The organism is Streptomyces canus (assembly GCF_001514145.1).
GTDB classification, from domain to species: Bacteria; Actinomycetota; Actinomycetes; order Streptomycetales; family Streptomycetaceae; genus Streptomyces; species Streptomyces canus.
In genome coordinates this window covers 298,379-316,964 of the sequence record NZ_KQ948665.1, presented here as the reverse complement: position 1 = coordinate 316,964, position 18,586 = coordinate 298,379, and the positions used below count along the sequence as shown (strand labels likewise).

Genomic DNA, 18,586 nt, shown 5'->3' with positions numbered 1-18,586 from the left:
CCCGCAGGCGGGCCCCGCACAGGACGTACCGACTCCGGCGGTCCGTGAGGAACCGGACGTCGGCCGGCCCGCCGTCGACAGCCTCGGGGTCCGAGGGCCCAGGCGCACCCCAGGTGCGCGGGACGGCGGTCTCGGTGTCCTCGGGGTGGGTGGTGCCGCCGTGGATGGTCCGGGGCCCGTCGCGCGTCCGGGCGGTTCAAGGTCGGGACGGACCAGTGCTGCTCGCCGTGCAGCACCCTCACCTCCCGCACCCGCTCCAGGTCTACCGTGCCCATCCCGCTCTCACCGGACAGGTTCCCGCGTCCCCGTTCCATGGCCCCCCGCGGCCGGTCGTGGTAGGCAGGAAGCCGTACCCCGTCGAGGTCGTGAACGGCCAGGCCGGAGCGGGTTCGCCGGTGTCGAGTCCTCCTGTGCGTGCCGCCCGCCCGAGAGTCCCTGTCGAAGCGCTTCGACAACCTATGGACACCCACTCCCGGGGGAGCTACTGTCGAACCACCCCCACCCGCACCTGTTCGCACTGCGCACTGTCGAAGCGCTTCACAACACTTGGAGAGCTGGATGGTCACCCTCGCCGAGGTCGCCCAGCACGCCGGAGTCTCGGCGAGCACGGTGAGCTATGTCCTCAGTGGCAAGCGGTCCATCTCGACGACCACCCGGCAGCGTGTCGAGGAGAGCATCCGCGAGCTCGGTTACCACCCGAACGCCGGCGCCCGCGCCCTCGCCAGCAGCAGGTCGAACATCATCGCGCTGATGATCCCGCTCCGCACCGACATGTACGTGCCGGTGATGATGGAGATCGCCATCGCGGTGGCCACCACCGCACGGACGCACGGGTACGACGTCCTGCTGCTCACCGGCGAGGAGGGCCCCGACGCCGTCCGACGCGTCACGGGCAGCGGGCTCGCCGACGCGATGATCCTGATGGACGTCGAACTCGACGACGAGCGGCTGCCGTTCCTGCGCGGCACCGACCAGCCCTCCGTACTCATCGGCCTCCCCGCCGACACGTCCGGGCTCACCTGCGTCGACCTCGACTTCCGGGCCACCGGCGCGCTGTGCGTCGAACACCTCGCGAAGCTCGGTCACCGCGACATCGCTGTCATCGGCGAGGCCCCCGCCGTCTACGAACGGCACACCGGTTTCGCCGAGCGCACTCTGGACGGACTCCGGTCGCGGGCCCAGGAGTTGGGCGTACGACTGCTGCACCGGCCGTGCGACGGCGGGTACGACGCGATGGCCGTGACGCTCGCCCGCGTCCTCGACGAGCGTCCGTCCACCACGGGCTTCGTCGTGCAGAACGAGCAGGCGGTCGAGCCGCTGCTCGCGCTGTTGCGCCAGCAGGGCCGGGCCATTCCCGAGGACGTCTCGGTGGTCGCGATCTGCCCCGAACAGGTCGCCGTCCAGGCCTCGGTGCGGCTGACGTCGGTCGCGATTCCCGCCCAGGAGATGGGCCGGCACGCCCTGGAGCGGCTGGTCGCCAAGCTGGAGGGCAGCGGTGAGGACGAAGTCGTCCTGATCGAACCCGAGTTGACGGTCCGCGCGAGCACGGGCCCGGCGCCTTCGGCGCCCTGACACCTCACCCACCAGACCTCACACACCACGCGTCCCGTGCCTGTGCGGCACGCCCCTGTCTGCATTCCTTCAGGAGCACTCCTCGTGAATCAGCCTGCCGAAATCCAGCCCAAGGTCACTCTCGCGCAGTCCTCCCCCACCGTCGGCACGTTCCGGGAGCGGGACGGCGCGCTGGAGTGGAGCGGGCGCCAGGAGACCGTCCGGGTCGAGCCCTGGGGTCCGGACGCTGTCCGGGTGCGTGCCCGGCTCGGCGGGCCGATCCTCGAGGGGCTGCCGGGCGCCCTGCTGGACGAGCCGCCGGCCACCGAGAGCACGGTCAAGATCGGTGACGGGGAAGCCCAGTTGGCGGTGGGCGCGCTGACCGTCCACGTGGACGCCGAGGGGCAGCTCCGCTTCCTGCGCACCGCGGACTCCGCCGAGCTCCTCGCGGAGGCCCGCGCCCACTTCTGGTGGCCCGGCTCGCGTCTGTACACCGCGGTCGGCAACGGCCACCACCGTCTCGAGCAGCGCTTCGCCGCCTACGACGACGAGAAGCTGTACGGCCTCGGCCAGCACCAGCACGGCAAGCTGGACCAGAAGGGCCTGGTCCTCGACCTGATCCAGCGCAATGCCGAGGTGGGCATCCCGGTTCTCGCCTCCAGCCGCGGCTACACCCTCCTCTGGAACAACCCGGCGATCGGCCGCGTGGAACTCGCCCGCAACGGCACGCGCTGGGTGGCCGACTCGGCCCGCCAGATCGACTACTGGATCACCGCGGGCACCCCGGCCGACGGTCAGCGCCGCTACAGCGGGGTGACCGGCCGCACGCCGATGCTGCCGGAGTGGGCGGCGGGCTTCTGGCAGTGCAAGCTGCGCTACCGCACCCAGGACGAACTCCTGTCCGTGGCACGGGAGTACAAGCGGCGCGGGCTCCCCATCTCCGCGATCGTCTGCGACTTCTTCCACTGGACGCACCTCGGCGAGTGGAAGTTCGACCCGGCCGAGTGGCCCGACCCGGCGGCGATGGTCCGTGAACTGGAGGAGCTGGGCATCAAGTTGGTGGTGAGCGTCTGGCCGTCGGTGTCGCCGCTGAGCGAGAACCACCCGGTCATGGAGCAGCGGGGCTACTTCATCGGCACCCAGTACGGCCCGATGGCGCACGCCGACTGGCCCGACAAGGGGGTCGCCTCCACCGTCCAGGTCGCCTTCTACGACGCCACGAACCCGGAGGCCCGGGAGTTCATGTGGTCGAAGGTCCGCGACAACTACCTTGCCCCGTACGGCATCACGGCCTTCTGGCTGGATGCCTGCGAGCCGGAGCTCAAGCCCGGCTTCCAGGAGAACCTGCGCTACTGGGCGGGGCCGGGCCTCGAGGTCGGCAACATGTACCCGGCCGAGAACTCCCGCACCTTCCACGAGGGCCTGACGGCCGCCGGCGAGGAGGTCATCACCCTCAACCGCTCGGCCTGGGCGGGCAGCCAGCGCTACGGCGCCGCCCTGTGGTCCGGTGACATCGGCACCGACTTCCCGACCCTGCGCGAGCAGATCGCGGCGGGTCTCAACACCGCGATGTCCGGCATCCCGTGGTGGAACACGGACATCGGCGGCTTCCACGGCGGCGATCCGGACGACCCGGCGTACCGCGAGGTCATGGTCCGCTGGTTCCAGTTCGGCGCGCTGTCCCCGCTCATGCGCCTGCACGGCTTCCGCGACCCGGGCATGCCGCTGGGACCGGAGATGACCGGCGGCCCGAACGAGGTGTGGTCGTACGGCGAGGAGGCCGGCGCGATCATGGAGAAGTACCTGCGACTGCGGGAGCGGCTGAAGCCGTACGTCCTGAAGGTCATGCGCGAGGCCCACGAGGAGGGCCTGACGCCGATGCGCCCGCTGTTCCTGGAGTTCCCGGACGACCAGGCGACGTGGACGGTCGACGACGCCTACCTCTTCGGCGCGGATCTCCTGGTGGCCCCGGTGCTCACGGCGGGCGCGACGGCCCGTACGGCCTATCTCCCGGCGGGCGCGACCTGGACGGACGCGTGGACCGGTGAGACGTACGAGGGCGGCAGGACGGTGACCGTATACGCCCCGCTGGACCGCATCCCGCTTTTCCTGCGGGACGGGGCGCGGCTTCCGGTGGCGGAGTAGCCGTACCGAAGCGGCCGGTCCCACGGGGGTGGGCCGGCCGCTTCGTCGTGTGGGGGTCAGCTTCCGCAGACCGAGCGCAGGGCGCGGGCCAGGGCCCTGGTGTGCAGGGCGTCGAGGTGGTCCTCGTGATGCACCTGGAGGGCGGCGAGAAGGAGTTCGGGACGGCAGGTGACCGCGCCCCGGTCGTCGGCGGTGGTGGCGAGTGCCTCGACCAGCGCGCTGGTCACCCGGTTGATCTCCTGCCGTACGACGCTCAGGTCCGGCTTGGTCGTCGGCGCCTCGTCGGGGTGGTCGGTCCATCGCTGGAACAGACCTCGCTGGACGATCTTGTTCGCCTCGATCTGGTCGCGGAAGATCACGCGGATCTCGTCCGGATCGGCGCCGAGCTGCTGGGCCTGGGCGGCGACGTTGTCGAGGACCTGCTGTTCGCGGGCGGGGTCGTCGATGGGGCTGTCGGTGCCCCATTTGGCGGCGGCGACCAGGTCGGCGGTGGCCAGGCGTTCGGCGGCGAGTTCGACGACGGGATGCAGGGCGGAGAGGGAGTGGGCGGTGGCGTGGGGTGCCGCGGCCGTGCCGGAGACGGGAACCGCGACCGCGGAACCCGTCGCGGTGAGAACGACGGCCGCGGTCGCGGTCACGGTGATCAGGGCACGTCGGAGGGGGGTGGTGGTACGCATGTCCCCATCAAACCCGATCCTGCCCCACGATCAGGTCAACTGCTGCTTACGGTCAGGTTGTTGGCGGCGAAGCCGAGACCACCGGACGAGCTGGTGATCTCGAAGCCGAACTGCACGTCACCGATGGTCTCGTTGCCGAACCAGCCCTTGGTGTCCTTGATCCACTTCAGGATCGGGAGGATGTTGACCGTGCCGGAGCTGGAGTTGGAGGTGCGGACGAAGGAGAAGACCTCGTTCGCGCCGTTGGTGCCCTTGTAGACGGTCCAGGTGTGGCCGCCGAGCGTCACGTTGCCCTGCGAGGTGCCGAGCGGACCGACGGCTCCGGTCTTGTTGACCCAGAGCATGATCTCGTAGTCGTAGTCGGTGTCCCAGATGTCGTACGACGTGTTGTACGCGCCGGACGACGGGACCGAGACGTTGTAGCTGCTGGAGAGCGAGCCCAGCGAGGTGATCGACTTGTTGATCACCTTCTTGGAGTTGGGGTAGGACTTGATGCCGCCGGTGTTGGGGTGGTTGGCGTTGACGCCCCAGTTGGTGCCGGAGTTGGCCCAGATGCACTGGCTGCCGGCGCCGGAGCCCCAGATGTTGTTGTAGAGCGTGTAGCCGTTCAGGCTCGTGTTGCCCCACTGGTCGCAGGAGCTCCAGACGGCGGCGGACGCGGGGGCGGAGGCGAGTCCGACGGTGGCTCCGATGGCCATCGCCGGGGCCAGTACGGCCATGGTGATCTTGCGCAGAGTGCTTGCCATGGTGTCCCTTTCCATGGGTGGGGGGAAATGCGGGGGGGGGGAGTTACCACGCCTCCAGACGGATGACGTGGTCTTCTCCGGCGACGAGGTCGAGCGGTTCGGCGCCGGAGGAAGTCCTCAGTTCGACGCGGTGGGTGCGGGTGGGGCGCAGCACCGCGGTCGCTTCGGTGGGGCTCCAGGTGAGGTCGAGTGCGGCCCCGAATCTGGTGCGGATGCCCCGTAGTTCACCTCGGGGGCAGGTGGCGGGTACCGCCGGGAGCAGCACCAGCCGGTCCGGTGTCGACTGCACGAGCATCTCGACGAGGACGGCGGGCAGGGTGTGGGCGGCGTCCGCGTTGTAGACGTGCCGGTTCGGGTAGTGCGCGCTCATCAGCGAGGTGTGGAAGAAGTCGCCCTTGAGGACCTGGCCGAGGGCGTGCGCGACCCGTTCGCCGTCGCGCAGTCGGGCCGCGACGAGGGCGTGGTGGAGGTGGCCGTGGGCCGAGTCGTTCTCGGAACCGCGGAGCTCAAGGGCGCGGTGAGCGGCCCTGGCGAGGTCGGGGGTGTCGTAGGGGGTGATCTCGTCGAGTGGCCAGACGCCGTAGAGGTGGCTGAGGTGGCGGTGGTCGTAGGTGTCGTCGAGGCCGGGCCATGCCCATTCGGCGAGGGCGCCGTCGGCGTTGACCCGGTGGGGAGGGAGCCGGTCGGCGAGGGCGCGCCAGGCCTGTGCCTTCTCGGGGTGGTAGGTGGCGGCCGTGAGCAGGGCGTGCCGGGCGGCCGAGAGGTCCATGGCCGCGTTGATCGCGCCCCAACTGGCGTTCGCGGGGCGGTTCTCGGGCGAGTAGGAGGGGACGACGACGAGATGGCCCTCGGCGTCGGTGCGGGTGAGGAAGTCCTCGTAGAACAGGGCGACTTCGGCGAGCGCACGGGCGGTGCGCGGGTCCTGTTCGCCGCGGGTCTCGTCGTGGTCGACGAGGGGCTTGAGCAGCCAGTCGGCGCCGGCGGTCCACAGATGGAGCGGGTACTCGCGGTTGAAGTGGTACGTCAGTCCGGACTCGCCGTCGGAGTGCGGCGGGGCCACGGCACCCCGGGTGCCGAAGATCTCGCGGGCGTTGTCCTGCCAGTCCGGCAGCTGACGGTCAATCAGGGAGGCAAGGGCTTCGGTGACTTCGGGAAGGGCCGCGTACGCGGCCGACGCGGCCTGGAGGTTGACGTTGGCGTCGTTGGTGAACGCTCCCGACCACGCCGTGTCCCAGTCGCCGGTCCACAGGCCGGTGAGGCGGGGCGGGAAGAGGCCGCTGGAGGAGAGCAGGTGGTAGCGGCCGGCGGCGAAGAGGCGTTCCAGAAGGGCGGGGCTGTCGGGCCGCTCCAGCAACGCCGAGCCCGGCAGGGCGCGTTCGGCGGGGTCGGCGGCGAGGTCGAGGGTGACGCGTGCGTAGGCGGTGCGATGGGACTCGGTGTGGCGGGCCAGGAGGCCGTCGTAGGGATCCTGCCGGTCGGGCAGCAGCTCGCTCAGGGCGCGGGCCTCGGCGAGCGCGTCCGGGTCGTCGGTGTGCCGCAGGACGCGGGTCAGCAGGAGGACGGAGTCCGCGCCGGTGACGCGGAGCCCGGGGGGCGTGAGTGTCGAACGGCCGCCCGTGACCACGACGAGGGTCACGCCGGTGTAGGCGCGGTCGCTGCCGGGGTAGCGGGCGCGCAGGGTGAGCAGGGCGCCCTCGGGGGTGAGCACGGCGCCGTGGCCGACGGCGAGGCCGTGCGGAGTGTTCGGGAGCCGGTGGTCGAGGGAGATGTCCAGGTCGGGGGTGGTGGTCTGGTGGACGACGACGTCGTCGGCCCGGGAGACGAAGACGCGGCTGAGGCGGCCGTCGTGCTCCGTCTGCGCGACGCCGGTCGTGAAGTCCACGGAGCGGCGGTAGCCGGAGCCTTCAGCGGGAGCGGTCCGCCGCAGCCGGACCGCGAAGGCCGGGTGGAAGGGCTGCACCCACTGGAGCTCGCGCCGGTCGGTGAAGCTCTCGGCCGCGAGGAGGTCTCCGGCGAGCAACCGGTCCTGGAGCGCCGGGAGTTCGGCGGCAAGGCGGGGCGGGCGGGCGTGTTCGGCGCCGTTGGGGCGGACGAGGGTGTGGTGGGTGACGACGACCCGCTCGTCGGTCGGATCGCCGAACTGGAGGGCGCCGTGGTGGCCGTTGCCGCTGAGGAAGCCGTCCTCCCAGCGTGCGGCCGGTTCGGGTTCCCAGGTGCCGTGGAGGAGGTTCATGGGCGCAGTACCGCCACGCCGTAACGTTCCAGGGCGAGTTGGTCCGTGACGACCGTTCCGGTCAGCAGGTCGTGGTGGGTGCCCGGCACCGGGACCGTCACCGGCTCGCGGCCGTGGTTGAGCAGGAAGAGCAGGTCACCGCGGCGGACGGCCTCGACCTGGTCGGGCAGTCCGTCGAGGACCGGTCGCGCGCCCGCACCCGTGGCGATCCCGGCGAGGAGCTCGCGCAGGGCGCCCGGCTCCGGCAGCGTCGAGAAGTACCAAGCGCGGCCCCTGCGCAGCACGGCGGCCAGTCCGTCGAGCTCACCGCCCTTGTACAGGGCCTCTGTTGTGGCGTCCTCGGTCTTGTCGATCTCCTCCGACCACAAGGTGCCGCGGAAGTCGTCGCATTCCGCGTACTCCCCCGCGTCCAGCGGCCACCACTCGTGCAGGGTGCGGATGCCGAACAGTTCGCGCAGCCGGGCGTCCATGCCGCCGGGGCGCACCCGGTCGTCCTCGTCGGCGACGCCGGTGAGGAATCCGGCGACGAGGGTGCCGCCCTGGTGGACGTAGGCGAGGAGGTTGTCGATCGCCGCGTCGGTGAGGGCGTACAGCTGGGGGACGACGACCACCTTGTAGGCGGTGAGGTCGTGTCCGGGGTGGGCGAAGTCGGTGGTGAGGTGGGCTTCCCAGAGCGCGCGGTGCCAGGCCTTGAGGACGTCCGGGTAGTCGACCTCACTGGAGAGGCGGCCGTCCTGGGCGCCGGCCCACCAGGCATGCCAGTCGTGCAGGACGGCGATGTCGTTGGCGGTGTGACGTTCCGTCACCTGCGCCGAGATCGCTGCGAGTTCGGCTCCGAGCCGCTTGATCTCTTGGTAGGTGCGGCCCTCCTCTCCCGCGTGGCTGACCATTCCGGAGTGGAACTTCTCCGCGCCCTGCCGGGACTGGCGCCACTGGAAGTAGCAGACGGCGTCCGCACCGCGGGCGACGGCCTGCAGGGACCAAAGGCGGTTCAGACCACGGGGCTTGGGGTGGTTCACGCCCCGCCAGTTGACCGGTCCGGCGGCCTGCTCCATCAGCATCCACGGCCCACGGGCCTGCGAGCGGGTCATGTCCTGCACGAGAGCGCCCTGTTGGGCCCCGAGCGGATCACGGGGGTCGGGATAGAGGTCGACGGAGACGACGTCCTCCTCCTCGGCCCAGCGCCAGGCGTCCTGGCCCACCCACAGCGGCATGAAGTTGCTGGTCACCGGGGTGTGCGGGGTGGCCCGGCGGACGATGTCCCGCTCGGCGAGGTAGCACTCGAGGAGCATGTCGGAGGTGAACCGCCTGAAGTCCAGCACCTGGCTGGGATTCTTCATGTAGTGGGCGTGGCGAGGCGTGTGGATCTCGGCCCAGTCGCCGTAGCCCTGACTCCAGAAGGCGGTTCCCCAGGCGGAGTTGAGGGCGTCGAGGGAGCCGTAGCGGTCCTGCAGCCAGGTCCGGAAGCGGGCGGCGGCCTCGTCGCTCCAGTCGTAGGTGCAGTACTCGTTGTTGATGTGCCACATCGTGAGGGCCGGGTGGCCGCCGTAGCGGGCGGCGAGATCCTCGGTGATGGCGGCGGCGTAACGGCGGTAGGTGGCGCTGGAGTGCGAGAAGTGCTGGCGCCCGCCCCAGTACTCGGTGCGTCCGTCCTCGGTGACGGGCAGGGTGTCGGGGTGCAGGTGGCCCATCCATGGCGGTGGCGAGGAGGTGGGGGTGGCGAGGACCACTCCGATGCCGTTGTCGTGCATGAGGTCCATCAGCCGGTCCAGCCAGCCGAAGTCCCGCTCCGCCGGGCGGGGTTCGAGCTTCGCCCAGGAGAAGACCCCGAGGGTGACGGAGTTGACGCCGGCGGCCTTCATCAGCCGGACGTCCTCCTGCCAGGTCTCCTCGGGCCACTGCTCGGGGTTGTAGTCACCGCCATAGAGGATGCGGCCGCGTGTGGCGTCGCCCAGCGACGGCCTCTTTCCCACGGCCATCAGACGGGCTCCCCGTACTGGATGCCCCGGCCGTTGGTGGCGACGTAGACACGGCCGTACAGCCGCGGGTCAGCGGCGATGGTCGCGCCGATCCAGCCCCACTGATGCTGGTCGTCGTTGACGCGCACCCACGTCTTCGCGCCGTCGTCGGAGCGGTACACGCCGGTGATCGCCTCCGTGGCGCCGACCTGGTAGATCGCCGGGTAATCGGCGCCCTTGGCCGCCTTGCCGAAGGCGAGGGTGTGCGAGGCCCAGCAGCTCATAAGTTTGATGAAGGTCGCCCCGCCGTCGGTGGACCGGTACAGGCCGTTCGTCTTGGTGCTGAGCCACAGGTCGCCGGAGCGCCCGGGGGCCGCGGCCAGCTGGAACTGGCTGTCTCCGGAGGGCAGTCCGCCCGCGCGGCCGGTGAAGGTGAGGCCGCTGTCCGTGCTGGCGAACAGGGTGCCGGTGTCGGTGTCGTAGGCGTAGAAGCGCGTCGGGTCGGCCGGGTCGGCGAGCGGGGTGGCGCCCTTGGGGTAGGTGGAGACCTCGGACCAGCTCGCTCCGTTGTCCGTGGAGCGCTGGGCGGGGTACTTGGTGCCGTCCCAGTGCACGAAGGTCCAGAGCAGCACGCTGCCGTCGCTGTTGGTGGCGATCGGCCCCGGCGCGTCCTTGGCGAGGGCGGGCTGGGTCGCGAAGGGCGCCCAGGTCTTGCCGCCGTCGTTCGAGAAGGCGCCGTTGCCGTGGTCGCCGAACCCCGTGCGGACGACGTACGAGGGCTTGGCCGCGGCCTGGGCGAGTCCCGTCGCCGACCCGAACACGGGGTTCGAAGCCATGCCGCGCGAGGGCGAGGCGGTAAGCCGCTCGTGGTACATCACACCGATGTCCCCGAGCCCGCTGAGCAGGTGCGCCTCCCCGGCCGGGGGCGAGATCAGCTGGCGTACGGAGGTCTCCTCCAGGCCGCGGATCTGCGGGGCCCAGTGCTTGAGGTCCCGGGTGCCGTAGAGGGTGGCGCCAGTGCCGTAGACGACGTGCTCGGAGTCGTACGGGTCGACGGCGACGGCCTGGATCCACCAGCCGAACTTGGGCGCGTCGGCACCGAAGGTGAGGAACGGGGTCTCGGACACGTCGAGGACCGCGGAGTCCTTCAGGGACGTCCAGGTACGGCCGCCGTTCGTGCTCCGGTACAGGGTGTCGACGGCCGCCCAGCGGTTGTTGGTGGAGACGACGACCGTGCCGGGGCGGCGGGCGTCGACGGCGACTCCGCCGTACCCGAACGTGTCGGCGGAGCCGTCGCTCGTGGTCCCGCCGGGCTTCGCGGGCGTGACGTCGGTCCACTTCCCGCTCGCCGTGGCCAGCTTGTGCACACTGCCGTCGGACTGCCCGTTGGGGCCGGGCGCGTTGGCGTAGGTGACGTACAGCTCGCGGGTGTGGCAGTCGTAGGCCGCCCGGATCGGCACCTTGGCGGCGGCACCGGAGGGCTGCGCGGGGACGGCTTCCCAGGTGGTGCCGTCGGCGGTGCGGTACAGGCTGGCGGCGGTGCCGTCCGAGTCGCCCCAGCCGGCGTAGACGCTGCGGCCCGCGGCGACGAGGAGGGTGATGCCCTGGCCGCTGGGGCTCGGGGTGGCCGGGAAGCTCACGGCCTTCCAGGTTGCGCCCCGGTCCGTGGACTTGAGCAGCCCGTCATGTCTGGTCCCCAACCACAACGTGTCACTGTCCCGAGGATCGACGAGCAGCCGCTCCCCGGCCCCCCGCCCGTCCTCGTTCCCACCGAGCTTCACCGTGAGATCGGTACGGGCCCAGGTGGCACCACGGTCCTCGGACCGCAGGACCGCCCCGTTTCCGGCCCAGGGCTGGGCGTAGGTACCGAGGGACAAATACACCCGGTTCGGGTGAGCGGGGTCGACGGCGACCGCCTCGACCCCGAGGAGGTTCCAGTCGTCCCAGCCGAGATCGTCGTTGAGCGGAATCCAGCGCGCGCTCCGGTCGTCCCAGCGATAGGCCCCGCCGATGTCGGTACGGGCGTAGGCGAGCCCTCGCACGGAGGGATGGAAGAGCACCCCGGTGACGAACCCGGTGCCACCGATGACGGCGGTGCGCCAGCGGTAGGTGGGGGTGACCGAGGCGGCTTCCGCACGCCCTTGCAGGGAAGGAACGGTGGTGAGCGCGGCGGCAGCCGCGGTCCCGGCCAGAACAGCACGCCGGCTAAGCCTGGACGTAAGCATGACAAACCTCGCTCTGAACTAAGGGGAAGTAAGCCCACTCAGGGGCGCGGGGAACTGCGCGCCCAGCCACAACACACCCGCGGCCGCCGGACGATCAAAAGCCCCCCTTGATCAGGCGCAGGTCACCCCTTCACCGCGCCCGTCAACATGCCCTTCTTGAAATGCCGCTGGACGAACGGAGAAGCAACAGCCACCGGAATCAACGCGAGCACCATTACCGCCATCTGCAACCCCAGCGCCGACAACTGCCCCGTACGCACCGCCTGCTGCAACCCCGTAGGGGCCTCCGTGTTCTTCTGCACGAGCTGAATGAGCACGTTCTGCAGCGGCATCATCGACTGGTCACTGAGATAGATCGACGCGTTGAACCAGGCACTCCAGTAACCCACCGCGTAGAACAGCGAGATCACGGCCAGCACGGCCCGGGACAGCGGCATGACGATGGTCAGCAGAATCCGCATGTCCCCGGCGCCGTCGATCCGCGCGGACTCGGTGAGTTCGGGCGAGATCCCCATGAAGAAGGCCCGCAGCACCAGGATGTTGAAGACGCTGACCGCGCTCGGCAGGATCAGGGACAGATAGGTGTCCGTGAGTCCCAGGGACTGCACCAGCAGATACGTCGGGATGAGGCCGGCGCCGAAGAACATCGTCGCCATCATGGTCACCAGGAAGAACCGATGGCCCAGACTCCCCGGCCGCGACAGCCCGTACGCCGCCAGCACCGACACCGCCATCGAGAACAGCGTGCCGACAAGGGTGACCCCGACCGACACCATGATGGCCCGGCTGACCTGCCCCCCGCTGAGCAGTTCCGTGTAGTTGACGAAGGTGACGCCCTGGGGGATCACGACGAGCCCGCCGACCCGGTCGATCACCGGTTTCGGGGAGAGGCTGGTGACGATGACGATCCACAGCGGACCGAGCACCCCGAGGCAGCACAGGAGAAGGAAACCGCTCTTCGCGGTGAGTCCGGCCTTGCTGGGCGGCTCCTCCCAGACGGGCCTGGCGGGGGCCTTGAGGCTGCGGATGAGCTGCGTATTGAGGCTCACTTCTGGTACACCCCCTGCTCGCCCAGCAGGTGCGCGAACTTGTTCGCGGCCAGGACGAGGCAAAGTCCGATGGCTCCCTTGACGAGGCCGACCGCGGCCGCGTAGCTGAAGTCGCCGTTCTGGATACCCATGTTCCACACGTAGGTGTCGAGGACCTCGCTGGCCCCCGCCCCGACCGCGTACCGCTGGAGCAGGAACTGCTCGAAACCGACGCTGAGCGCGTCACCGACCCTGAGGACCAGGAGCAGCGCGATCACCGGGCGCAGCGCGGGCAGCGTCACGTGCCACATGCGGCGCCAGCGCCCGGCGCCGTCCATCGCGGCGGCCTCGTACAGGTCGGTGCTGACGGCGGCCAGCGCGGCGAGGAAGACGATGATCCCCCAGCCGGCGTCCTTCCAGACGGCCTGCGCGGTGACCAGGTACTTGAACAGGCCCGCGTTGGTCATCAGGTCGAAGCCGCTCCAGCCGTGGTCTTCCAAGGTCTGGGCGATGATGCCCGCGCCGCCGAAGATCTGCTGGAAGACGGTGACGACGAGGACCCACGAGAAGAAGTGCGGCAGATACATGATCGCCTGTGCCACGGCCCGCACCCGGGGCCGGATCACGCTGTTGATGAGCAGCGCGAGGGCGATGGGGATCGGGAAGAACAGCACCAGCTGGAGTACGAACAGCACGATGGTGTTCTTCGCGGCGCTCCAGAACAACGGGTCGTCGATCATCCGCGAGAACTGCTCCACCCCGACCCAGGGGCTGTGGAAGATCGCGGTGACGCCGTTGCTGGAGACGTACGGGTCGTACTCCTGGAAGGCGACGACGTTGCCGAGCAGCGGAACGTAGTTGAAGAGCAGGAGCAGGACCATGACCGGCAGCGTCATCAGGATGAGCGTGCGGTCCCGGCGCAGCCGGATCTTGAAGGGAACCTTGCCCGCCTTGCCGGCCTTGCTCGTTTTGCGCGGCGCCCGCTCCTTCGCCGAAGCGGCCACCACGGTGGCGACCGCGGCCGTCGGTTCCTCGACGGCCGCGGGAGGGCGAGTCCCGTCGGGCCTGCTCCCGGCCGTGAGAGACATCAGTTGCCGCTGCCGTTCTTGTCGATGAGCTCCTTGTACCAGTCGCGCAGCTTGTCGCCACCGGAGGACTTCCAGGTGGAGATGGCCGCCTGGACGTCGGAGAGCTTGCGGTTGCCGCGCACGTAGTCGAGCTCCAGCTGCTCGAACTGGCTGGAGAGGTTGGCCCAGCGGGTCGGCTCGACGATGTTCATGCCGAAGGTGGACGTCTTCTTCATGAAGGCGCCCATCCGCTGCTGCCACTCGACCTGCTTGCGGGCGGTCTCGGGGAAGTCGGGGTGGGCGTAGTAGGCGGCCGGAGCGGCCAGCATCACCCAGGCGTTGAGCACCTCGGAGTTGCCGAGGTCGTTCTTGACCGGGACGCCGTCCTTGACGGTGTAGTGGGTGCCCTCGACGCCGTAGTCGACGAGCATCCGCTCCTTGGTGCCGTAGGGCGCGGCGGCGAAGTCGGCGGCGGCGAGAGCGTTCTCGACGGTCGCCTTGGAGGCGCCCTTGCGGATCATCGACCAGATGCTGGCGGGCTGTGACGCCCACAGCGTCGGGTCACCGCCGTCGGCTCCGAAGATGTCCATGCCCTCGATCTTGAAGTCCGGTTTGGACGCGGCCTGTTCGGCGGTCTTGCCGTACCAGCTGGCGATGTTGTCGTTGTAGACGAGAACCTGCCCGGCGGTGAATCGCTGGCCCTGGTCTCCAGTGCGCGCCTTGTCGTCGGGGTGGACCACGCCCGCGTCGAAGAGCTTGCGGACCCACTCCAGGGCTTCGAGGTACTCGGGCTGCTCGACACGGTACGTCAGCTTGCCGTCGTCGCCGATGTTCCAGCCGACCGTCCCGGAGCCTCGGACACCGAAGATGTTCCACGCGGTCCAGCTCAGGTCGGCGCAGGCCCAGACCTTGGCCTTGGCGCTGGTGGCCTCCTTCGCCCAACTGAGGAACTCGTCGGGCGACTTGGGGACCGAGTAGCCCTTCTTGTCGAAGATGTCCTTGCGATAGAAGGGTGTGATGAAGCCGGCGGTGGCCGAGGGCATCGGGATCCCGCGCAAAGCACCGCCGAAGATACCCATGCGCCAGGCGTCGGACGGGATCGCGGCCAGGTTCGGGTACTTCTTGACCTTGTCGCCCGCGAGGTAGGGGCTGAGGTCCATGAACTTCGCGGTGACCGCGTTGGAGATCTTGCCGACCAGTTCCCAGCCGGGCACGACCACCATGTCGGGTATGGAGCTGGAGGCGAGGACCGCGCCGAGCTTCTCGCCGTAGGTGTTGCCGTCCTGGTTCTGCCAGGTGATCTTGGTGCCCGCGGCGGCGTCGAGTGCCGTGTAGTAGGCGCAGCCGGCCTTCGGCGGGGAGCCCCAGAACGGGGACATGATCTTGATGGGGGCGCCGGTGCCGAGCTTCTCCGGGACCGAGGTCTTGAGGGCCGCGAGGTCGACCTTGCCGGTGTAGCCGGCGGCCGAGCCGTTCTTGGACGGCAGGTCCGGGTTCGCGACCGTGCTGGCGACGAATGTCGGGAGCAGCTTGTCCGCGGCCTTGCCCGACGTGGTCCCTTCACGCTCGCCGCTGTCCGAGCCGCCACAGGCGGCAAGCAGCGGCATCCCGCCCGCCACCGCTGCGGTGGCGACCGCGGTGGAGGCGAGGAAGCTTCTCCGGCTGGGTCCGGAAGGACCAGAGGAGAGGGCAGCGGCGTTCGGCGTCATTGCGTCAACCCTTCATGGCGCACCAGGACACCCGGCGGTGGAGCCGTCGGCTGCGGTGTCTTGAGTGGAACTGGCTGAGCTGAAGCGATGCTTCGACGGTGTGACGGAATCCGTAGTCGAAGCGCTTCGATGTTGCTGTGAGGTTAAGTGAACACCCAGGGGTGCACAAGGGTCGATCCCAAGATTCCTCCGAGGCATAAAGGGTGACCTTTTCTTATGCACCGCTTGAAGTGACGGTGTGGATCTCTTGACACCCGCCCCGATGTCGAATGAGCATCGAAGCGCTTCGAAAGCATCGAACCGATCCATCGCAAGGGGATCCCCACGTGACCGCACACCCGCCGCACACACCACCGTTTCGCGATCCGCACGTGCCGTTCGCGAAGCGCATCGACGATCTGCTGTCGCGGCTGACCCTCGACGAGAAGACCGGGTTCCTGCACCAGTTCGCCCCGGCCGTCGAACGGCTCGGCATTCCCGCGTTCCGTACCGGCCAGGAGGCGCTGCACGGCGTCGCGTGGATGGGACCCGCGACGGTCTTCCCGCAGGCGGTGGGCCTCGGCGCGACCTGGAACACCGATCTCGTGCGCCGGATCGGCGAGGCGGTGTCCAAGGAGGTCCGGGCGATGCGCGCCCGCGACGACAGGGTCGGCCTCAACATCTGGGCACCGACGGTCAATCTGCTCCGGCACCCGCTGTGGGGCCGTAACGAGGAGGGCTACTCGGAGGACCCGAAGCTCACCTCGGCCATCGCCACCGCCTACACCCACGGGCTGCGCGGCGACCACCCCACGTACTGGCGCACCGCCCCGGTGCTCAAGCACTGGCTCGCCCACAACAACGAGACGGACCGGGCCACGTCGTCGAGTTCGGTGCGTCCGCGCGTGCTGCACGAGTACGACCTGCGGGCCTTCCGCGAGACGGTCGAGGCGGGCGCGGTGGCCGGGGTGATGCCGGCGTACAACCTGGTGAACGGCCGGCCCAACCACGTCTCGCCGTATCTGCGCGAGCACCTGCGCGCCTGGACCGACGAGGAGCTGCTGGTCTGCTCGGACGCGGGCGCGCCCTCCAACCTGGTCGACCACGAGCACTACTTCGACACCCACGAGGAGGCCACCGCGGCCTCCCTGCGGGCCGGCGTCGACAGCTTCACCGACCACGGCACCGACAGCTCGCAGATGGTCGGGCGGATCCGGAAGGCCTACGAGCAGGGCCTGTTGACCGAGGCCGACATCGACACCGCGGTCCGCCGGCAGCTCTCGGTCCGCTTCCGGCTCGGTGAGTTCGACCCGCACGACGACCCGCACGCCGACGTCAAGGACTTCGACACCCCGGCCCACCGCGCGCTCGCCCAGGAGGCCGCCGAGCAGGCGATCGTGCTGCTCAGGAACGACGGCGTGCTCCCGCTCGCACCCGGCACCCGGCTCGCCGTGGTCGGCCTGCTCGCCGACGAGTGCAAGCTCGACTGGTACAGCGGCACGCTCATCCACCGCTCCACCCCGCTGGAGGGGCTGTACGAGCGGTTCGGCGCCGAGCGGGTGGAGTTCGCGGAGGGTGTGGACCGGGTCCGGCTGAAGACCTCCGCCGGTACGTTTCTGCACGTCCTGGCCTCCGCAGCGGGCGAGGACGAGGCGCGCGGTGCCGAGGGCGCCCTGGACCCGGCGCTGCTCGCGGGCCGCACGGACCTGCCTCCGCTGACGACCGACGCGACCGGCACCGAGTTCGCGCTGATCGACTGGGACGAGGGCGTCCTCACGCTCCGCGCCCCCGACGGCCGCTATCTCTCCGTGGCCGAGGACGGCTACCTGCGCGCCTCCGCCGACCAGCCTGGGGGCTGGGTCGTCCAGGAGACCTTCCGCCTGGAACCGCACGCGAACGGGCACCTCCTCAGGCACATCGGCACGGGCCGCCACGTCACTGTCGCCGCGGACGGAGTGAAGGTTGCCGACGAGAACGCGGAAACTTTCGAGCTGATCATCTCCGAACGCGGCGAGGACGCAGTGACCCGCGTCACGTCCGAGGCCGACGTGGTCCTGGTCGTCGCGGGCAACGACCCGCACATCAACGGCCGCGAGACCGAGGACCGGGCGTCCCTGCGGCTCCCCGTCCACCAGGAGCGCCTGCTGCGGGCGGCGCGCGCCGCCAACCCCCGCACGGTCCTGGCCCTGGTCTCGGCCTACCCCTACGCGGTCGACACGTCCGACCTGGCCGCGGCGCTCTGGACGGCCCACGGCGGCCAGGCCGCCGGCACCGCCCTGGCCCGCGTCCTGGCCGGGGACGTCTCTCCCGCGGGCCGCCTCCCCCAGACCTGGTACGAGAACGACGCCGACCTCCCCGGCCTCCTCGACTACGACGTCATCGGCAGCCGCCAGACGTACCTGTACTTCGAGGGCACGCCCCTGTTCCCGTTCGGCCACGGGCTGTCGTACACGTCCTTCTCGTACGGCGACCTCACGTCCCGTGTGGCGGATGGGACGCTGCACGTCTCGTTCGCGATCACGAACACCGGTGACGTCACCGGTGACGAGGTCGCCCAGCTCTACACCCGCGCGGTGGACCCGGCACTCCCCCGCCCGCGCCGCGAACTCGTGGCCCACCGGCGCGTGACGCTCGCCCCGGGCGCCCGGGAGGAGCTGTCCTTCGAAGTCCCCTTGCGCGCCTTCGAGTTCTGGGACGTGACGCAGGGCCGTTCGCGCCTGGAGCCGGGCCCGTACGAGCTTCTGGCCGGCGCCTCCAGCGAGGACATCCGGCTGCGGACGACGATCCTGCTCGACGGCGAGCCCGGCGCACCGCGCCCCGTGCTCCAACGGGGCCTGGAGGGCGCGGACTTCGACGAGCAGAGCGGCGTCGAGATCGTCGACCGGACGAGGACGGCGGGCGACGCGGTGACGGCGGCCGAGGGCCGTGCCGGCGAACTGGTCTACCGGGACTGCGACTTCGGGGACGGCGTCTCCGAGGTCACCATGACGGTCTCCGGCGAGGGCGCGGTCGAACTGTCGCTGGACGGGGGCACGGTGCTCGCCGCAGTGCGGGTGGAGGAATCCGACTCCGGACCGTACGACTACACCACGCTCGGCGCCGGAATCGTCGCCGAGGGCGTGCACGACGTGCACCTCGGACTGCGCGGCCCGCTGCGGCTCGCGCACGTCGGCTTCTCCGGTTGAGGGTCCGGAGCGGCTGACGACAAGAAGAGGCCCGGCACCGGAAGGCATCGGTGCCGGGCCTCTTCGAGGACCCTATATGGAAA

11 protein-coding genes are annotated in these 18,586 nt (G+C 70.1%); 3 read left to right on the top strand and 8 right to left on the bottom strand.

What is annotated here, in order from left to right:
* Positions 1-558: 558 nt before the first annotated feature.
* Together AQJ46_RS30325 and AQJ46_RS30320 are read left to right on the top strand one after the other, a co-directional pair.
* The gene (locus AQJ46_RS30325; protein WP_059208579.1) at positions 559-1,572 is read left to right on the top strand and encodes a LacI family DNA-binding transcriptional regulator; all 1,014 of its coding nucleotides are present in this window, start codon (positions 559-561) and stop codon (positions 1,570-1,572) included.
* Positions 1,573-1,656: 84 nt separating this feature from the next.
* Positions 1,657-3,696 (top strand): glycoside hydrolase family 31 protein, encoded by a 2,040-nt coding sequence (locus tag AQJ46_RS30320; RefSeq protein WP_059208578.1) that lies wholly within the window; start codon positions 1,657-1,659, stop codon positions 3,694-3,696.
* 56 nt (positions 3,697-3,752) lie between these two features.
* Here the strand turns inward: AQJ46_RS30320 and AQJ46_RS30315 are convergent, their stop codons facing one another.
* The 8 genes from AQJ46_RS30315 to AQJ46_RS30280 form a co-directional block, all read right to left on the bottom strand.
* Positions 3,753-4,373, bottom strand: coding sequence for a chorismate mutase (locus AQJ46_RS30315; RefSeq protein ID WP_059208577.1), 621 nt, complete (start codon positions 4,371-4,373; stop codon positions 3,753-3,755).
* Positions 4,374-4,408: 35 nt separating this feature from the next.
* Positions 4,409-5,119 (bottom strand): glycoside hydrolase family 12 protein, encoded by a 711-nt coding sequence (locus tag AQJ46_RS30310; RefSeq protein ID WP_059208576.1) that lies wholly within the window; start codon positions 5,117-5,119, stop codon positions 4,409-4,411.
* Between the two features lie 43 nt (positions 5,120-5,162).
* Complete coding sequence (locus AQJ46_RS30305; RefSeq protein ID WP_059208575.1) at positions 5,163-7,352, bottom strand: glycosyl hydrolase family 95 catalytic domain-containing protein; 2,190 nt, start codon at positions 7,350-7,352, stop codon at positions 5,163-5,165.
* Positions 7,349-9,331 carry a beta-galactosidase gene (locus AQJ46_RS30300; RefSeq protein ID WP_059208574.1) on the bottom strand — a complete coding sequence of 661 codons (1,983 nt, stop codon included), beginning with the start codon at positions 9,329-9,331 and terminating at the stop codon, positions 7,349-7,351. Before AQJ46_RS30300 ends, AQJ46_RS30305 begins: the two co-directional genes overlap by 4 nt.
* The gene (locus AQJ46_RS30295) at positions 9,331-11,535 is read right to left on the bottom strand and encodes a WD40/YVTN/BNR-like repeat-containing protein (protein ID WP_059208573.1); all 2,205 of its coding nucleotides are present in this window, start codon (positions 11,533-11,535) and stop codon (positions 9,331-9,333) included. The genes AQJ46_RS30300 and AQJ46_RS30295 overlap by 1 nt, the downstream gene beginning before the upstream one ends.
* 122 nt (positions 11,536-11,657) lie before the next feature.
* Positions 11,658-12,584 (bottom strand): carbohydrate ABC transporter permease, encoded by a 927-nt coding sequence (locus tag AQJ46_RS30290; RefSeq protein WP_059208572.1) that lies wholly within the window; start codon positions 12,582-12,584, stop codon positions 11,658-11,660.
* A complete protein-coding gene (locus tag AQJ46_RS30285) occupies positions 12,581-13,651 on the bottom strand; it encodes an ABC transporter permease (protein WP_059208571.1) in 1,071 nt (356 codons plus the stop codon). The genes AQJ46_RS30290 and AQJ46_RS30285 overlap by 4 nt, the downstream gene beginning before the upstream one ends.
* Positions 13,651-15,339, bottom strand: a complete 1,689-nt coding sequence (locus tag AQJ46_RS30280) for an extracellular solute-binding protein (protein WP_059208570.1) — start codon at positions 15,337-15,339, stop codon at positions 13,651-13,653. Before AQJ46_RS30280 ends, AQJ46_RS30285 begins: the two co-directional genes overlap by 1 nt.
* A 326-nt stretch (positions 15,340-15,665) precedes the next feature.
* Here AQJ46_RS30280 and AQJ46_RS30275 point away from each other — a divergent pair, with 326 nt between their 5' ends.
* Positions 15,666-18,503 carry a glycoside hydrolase family 3 C-terminal domain-containing protein gene (locus tag AQJ46_RS30275; protein ID WP_059208569.1) on the top strand — a complete coding sequence of 946 codons (2,838 nt, stop codon included), beginning with the start codon at positions 15,666-15,668 and terminating at the stop codon, positions 18,501-18,503.
* The last annotated feature ends 83 nt before the right edge of the window (positions 18,504-18,586 follow it).

Coding starts and splice junctions, on each gene's coding strand:
- AQJ46_RS30325 (WP_059208579.1), top strand. CDS start 559: ATGGTCACCCTCGCCGAGGTCGCCCAGCACGCCGGAGTCTCGGCGAGC.
- AQJ46_RS30315 (WP_059208577.1), bottom strand. CDS start 4,373: ATGCGTACCACCACCCCCCTCCGACGTGCCCTGATCACCGTGACCGCG.
- AQJ46_RS30310 (WP_059208576.1), bottom strand. CDS start 5,119: ATGGCAAGCACTCTGCGCAAGATCACCATGGCCGTACTGGCCCCGGCG.
- AQJ46_RS30305 (WP_059208575.1), bottom strand. CDS start 7,352: ATGAACCTCCTCCACGGCACCTGGGAACCCGAACCGGCCGCACGCTGG.
- AQJ46_RS30300 (WP_059208574.1), bottom strand. CDS start 9,331: ATGGCCGTGGGAAAGAGGCCGTCGCTGGGCGACGCCACACGCGGCCGC.
- AQJ46_RS30295 (WP_059208573.1), bottom strand. CDS start 11,535: ATGCTTACGTCCAGGCTTAGCCGGCGTGCTGTTCTGGCCGGGACCGCG.
- AQJ46_RS30285 (WP_059208571.1), bottom strand. CDS start 13,651: ATGTCTCTCACGGCCGGGAGCAGGCCCGACGGGACTCGCCCTCCCGCG.
- AQJ46_RS30280 (WP_059208570.1), bottom strand. CDS start 15,339: ATGACGCCGAACGCCGCTGCCCTCTCCTCTGGTCCTTCCGGACCCAGC.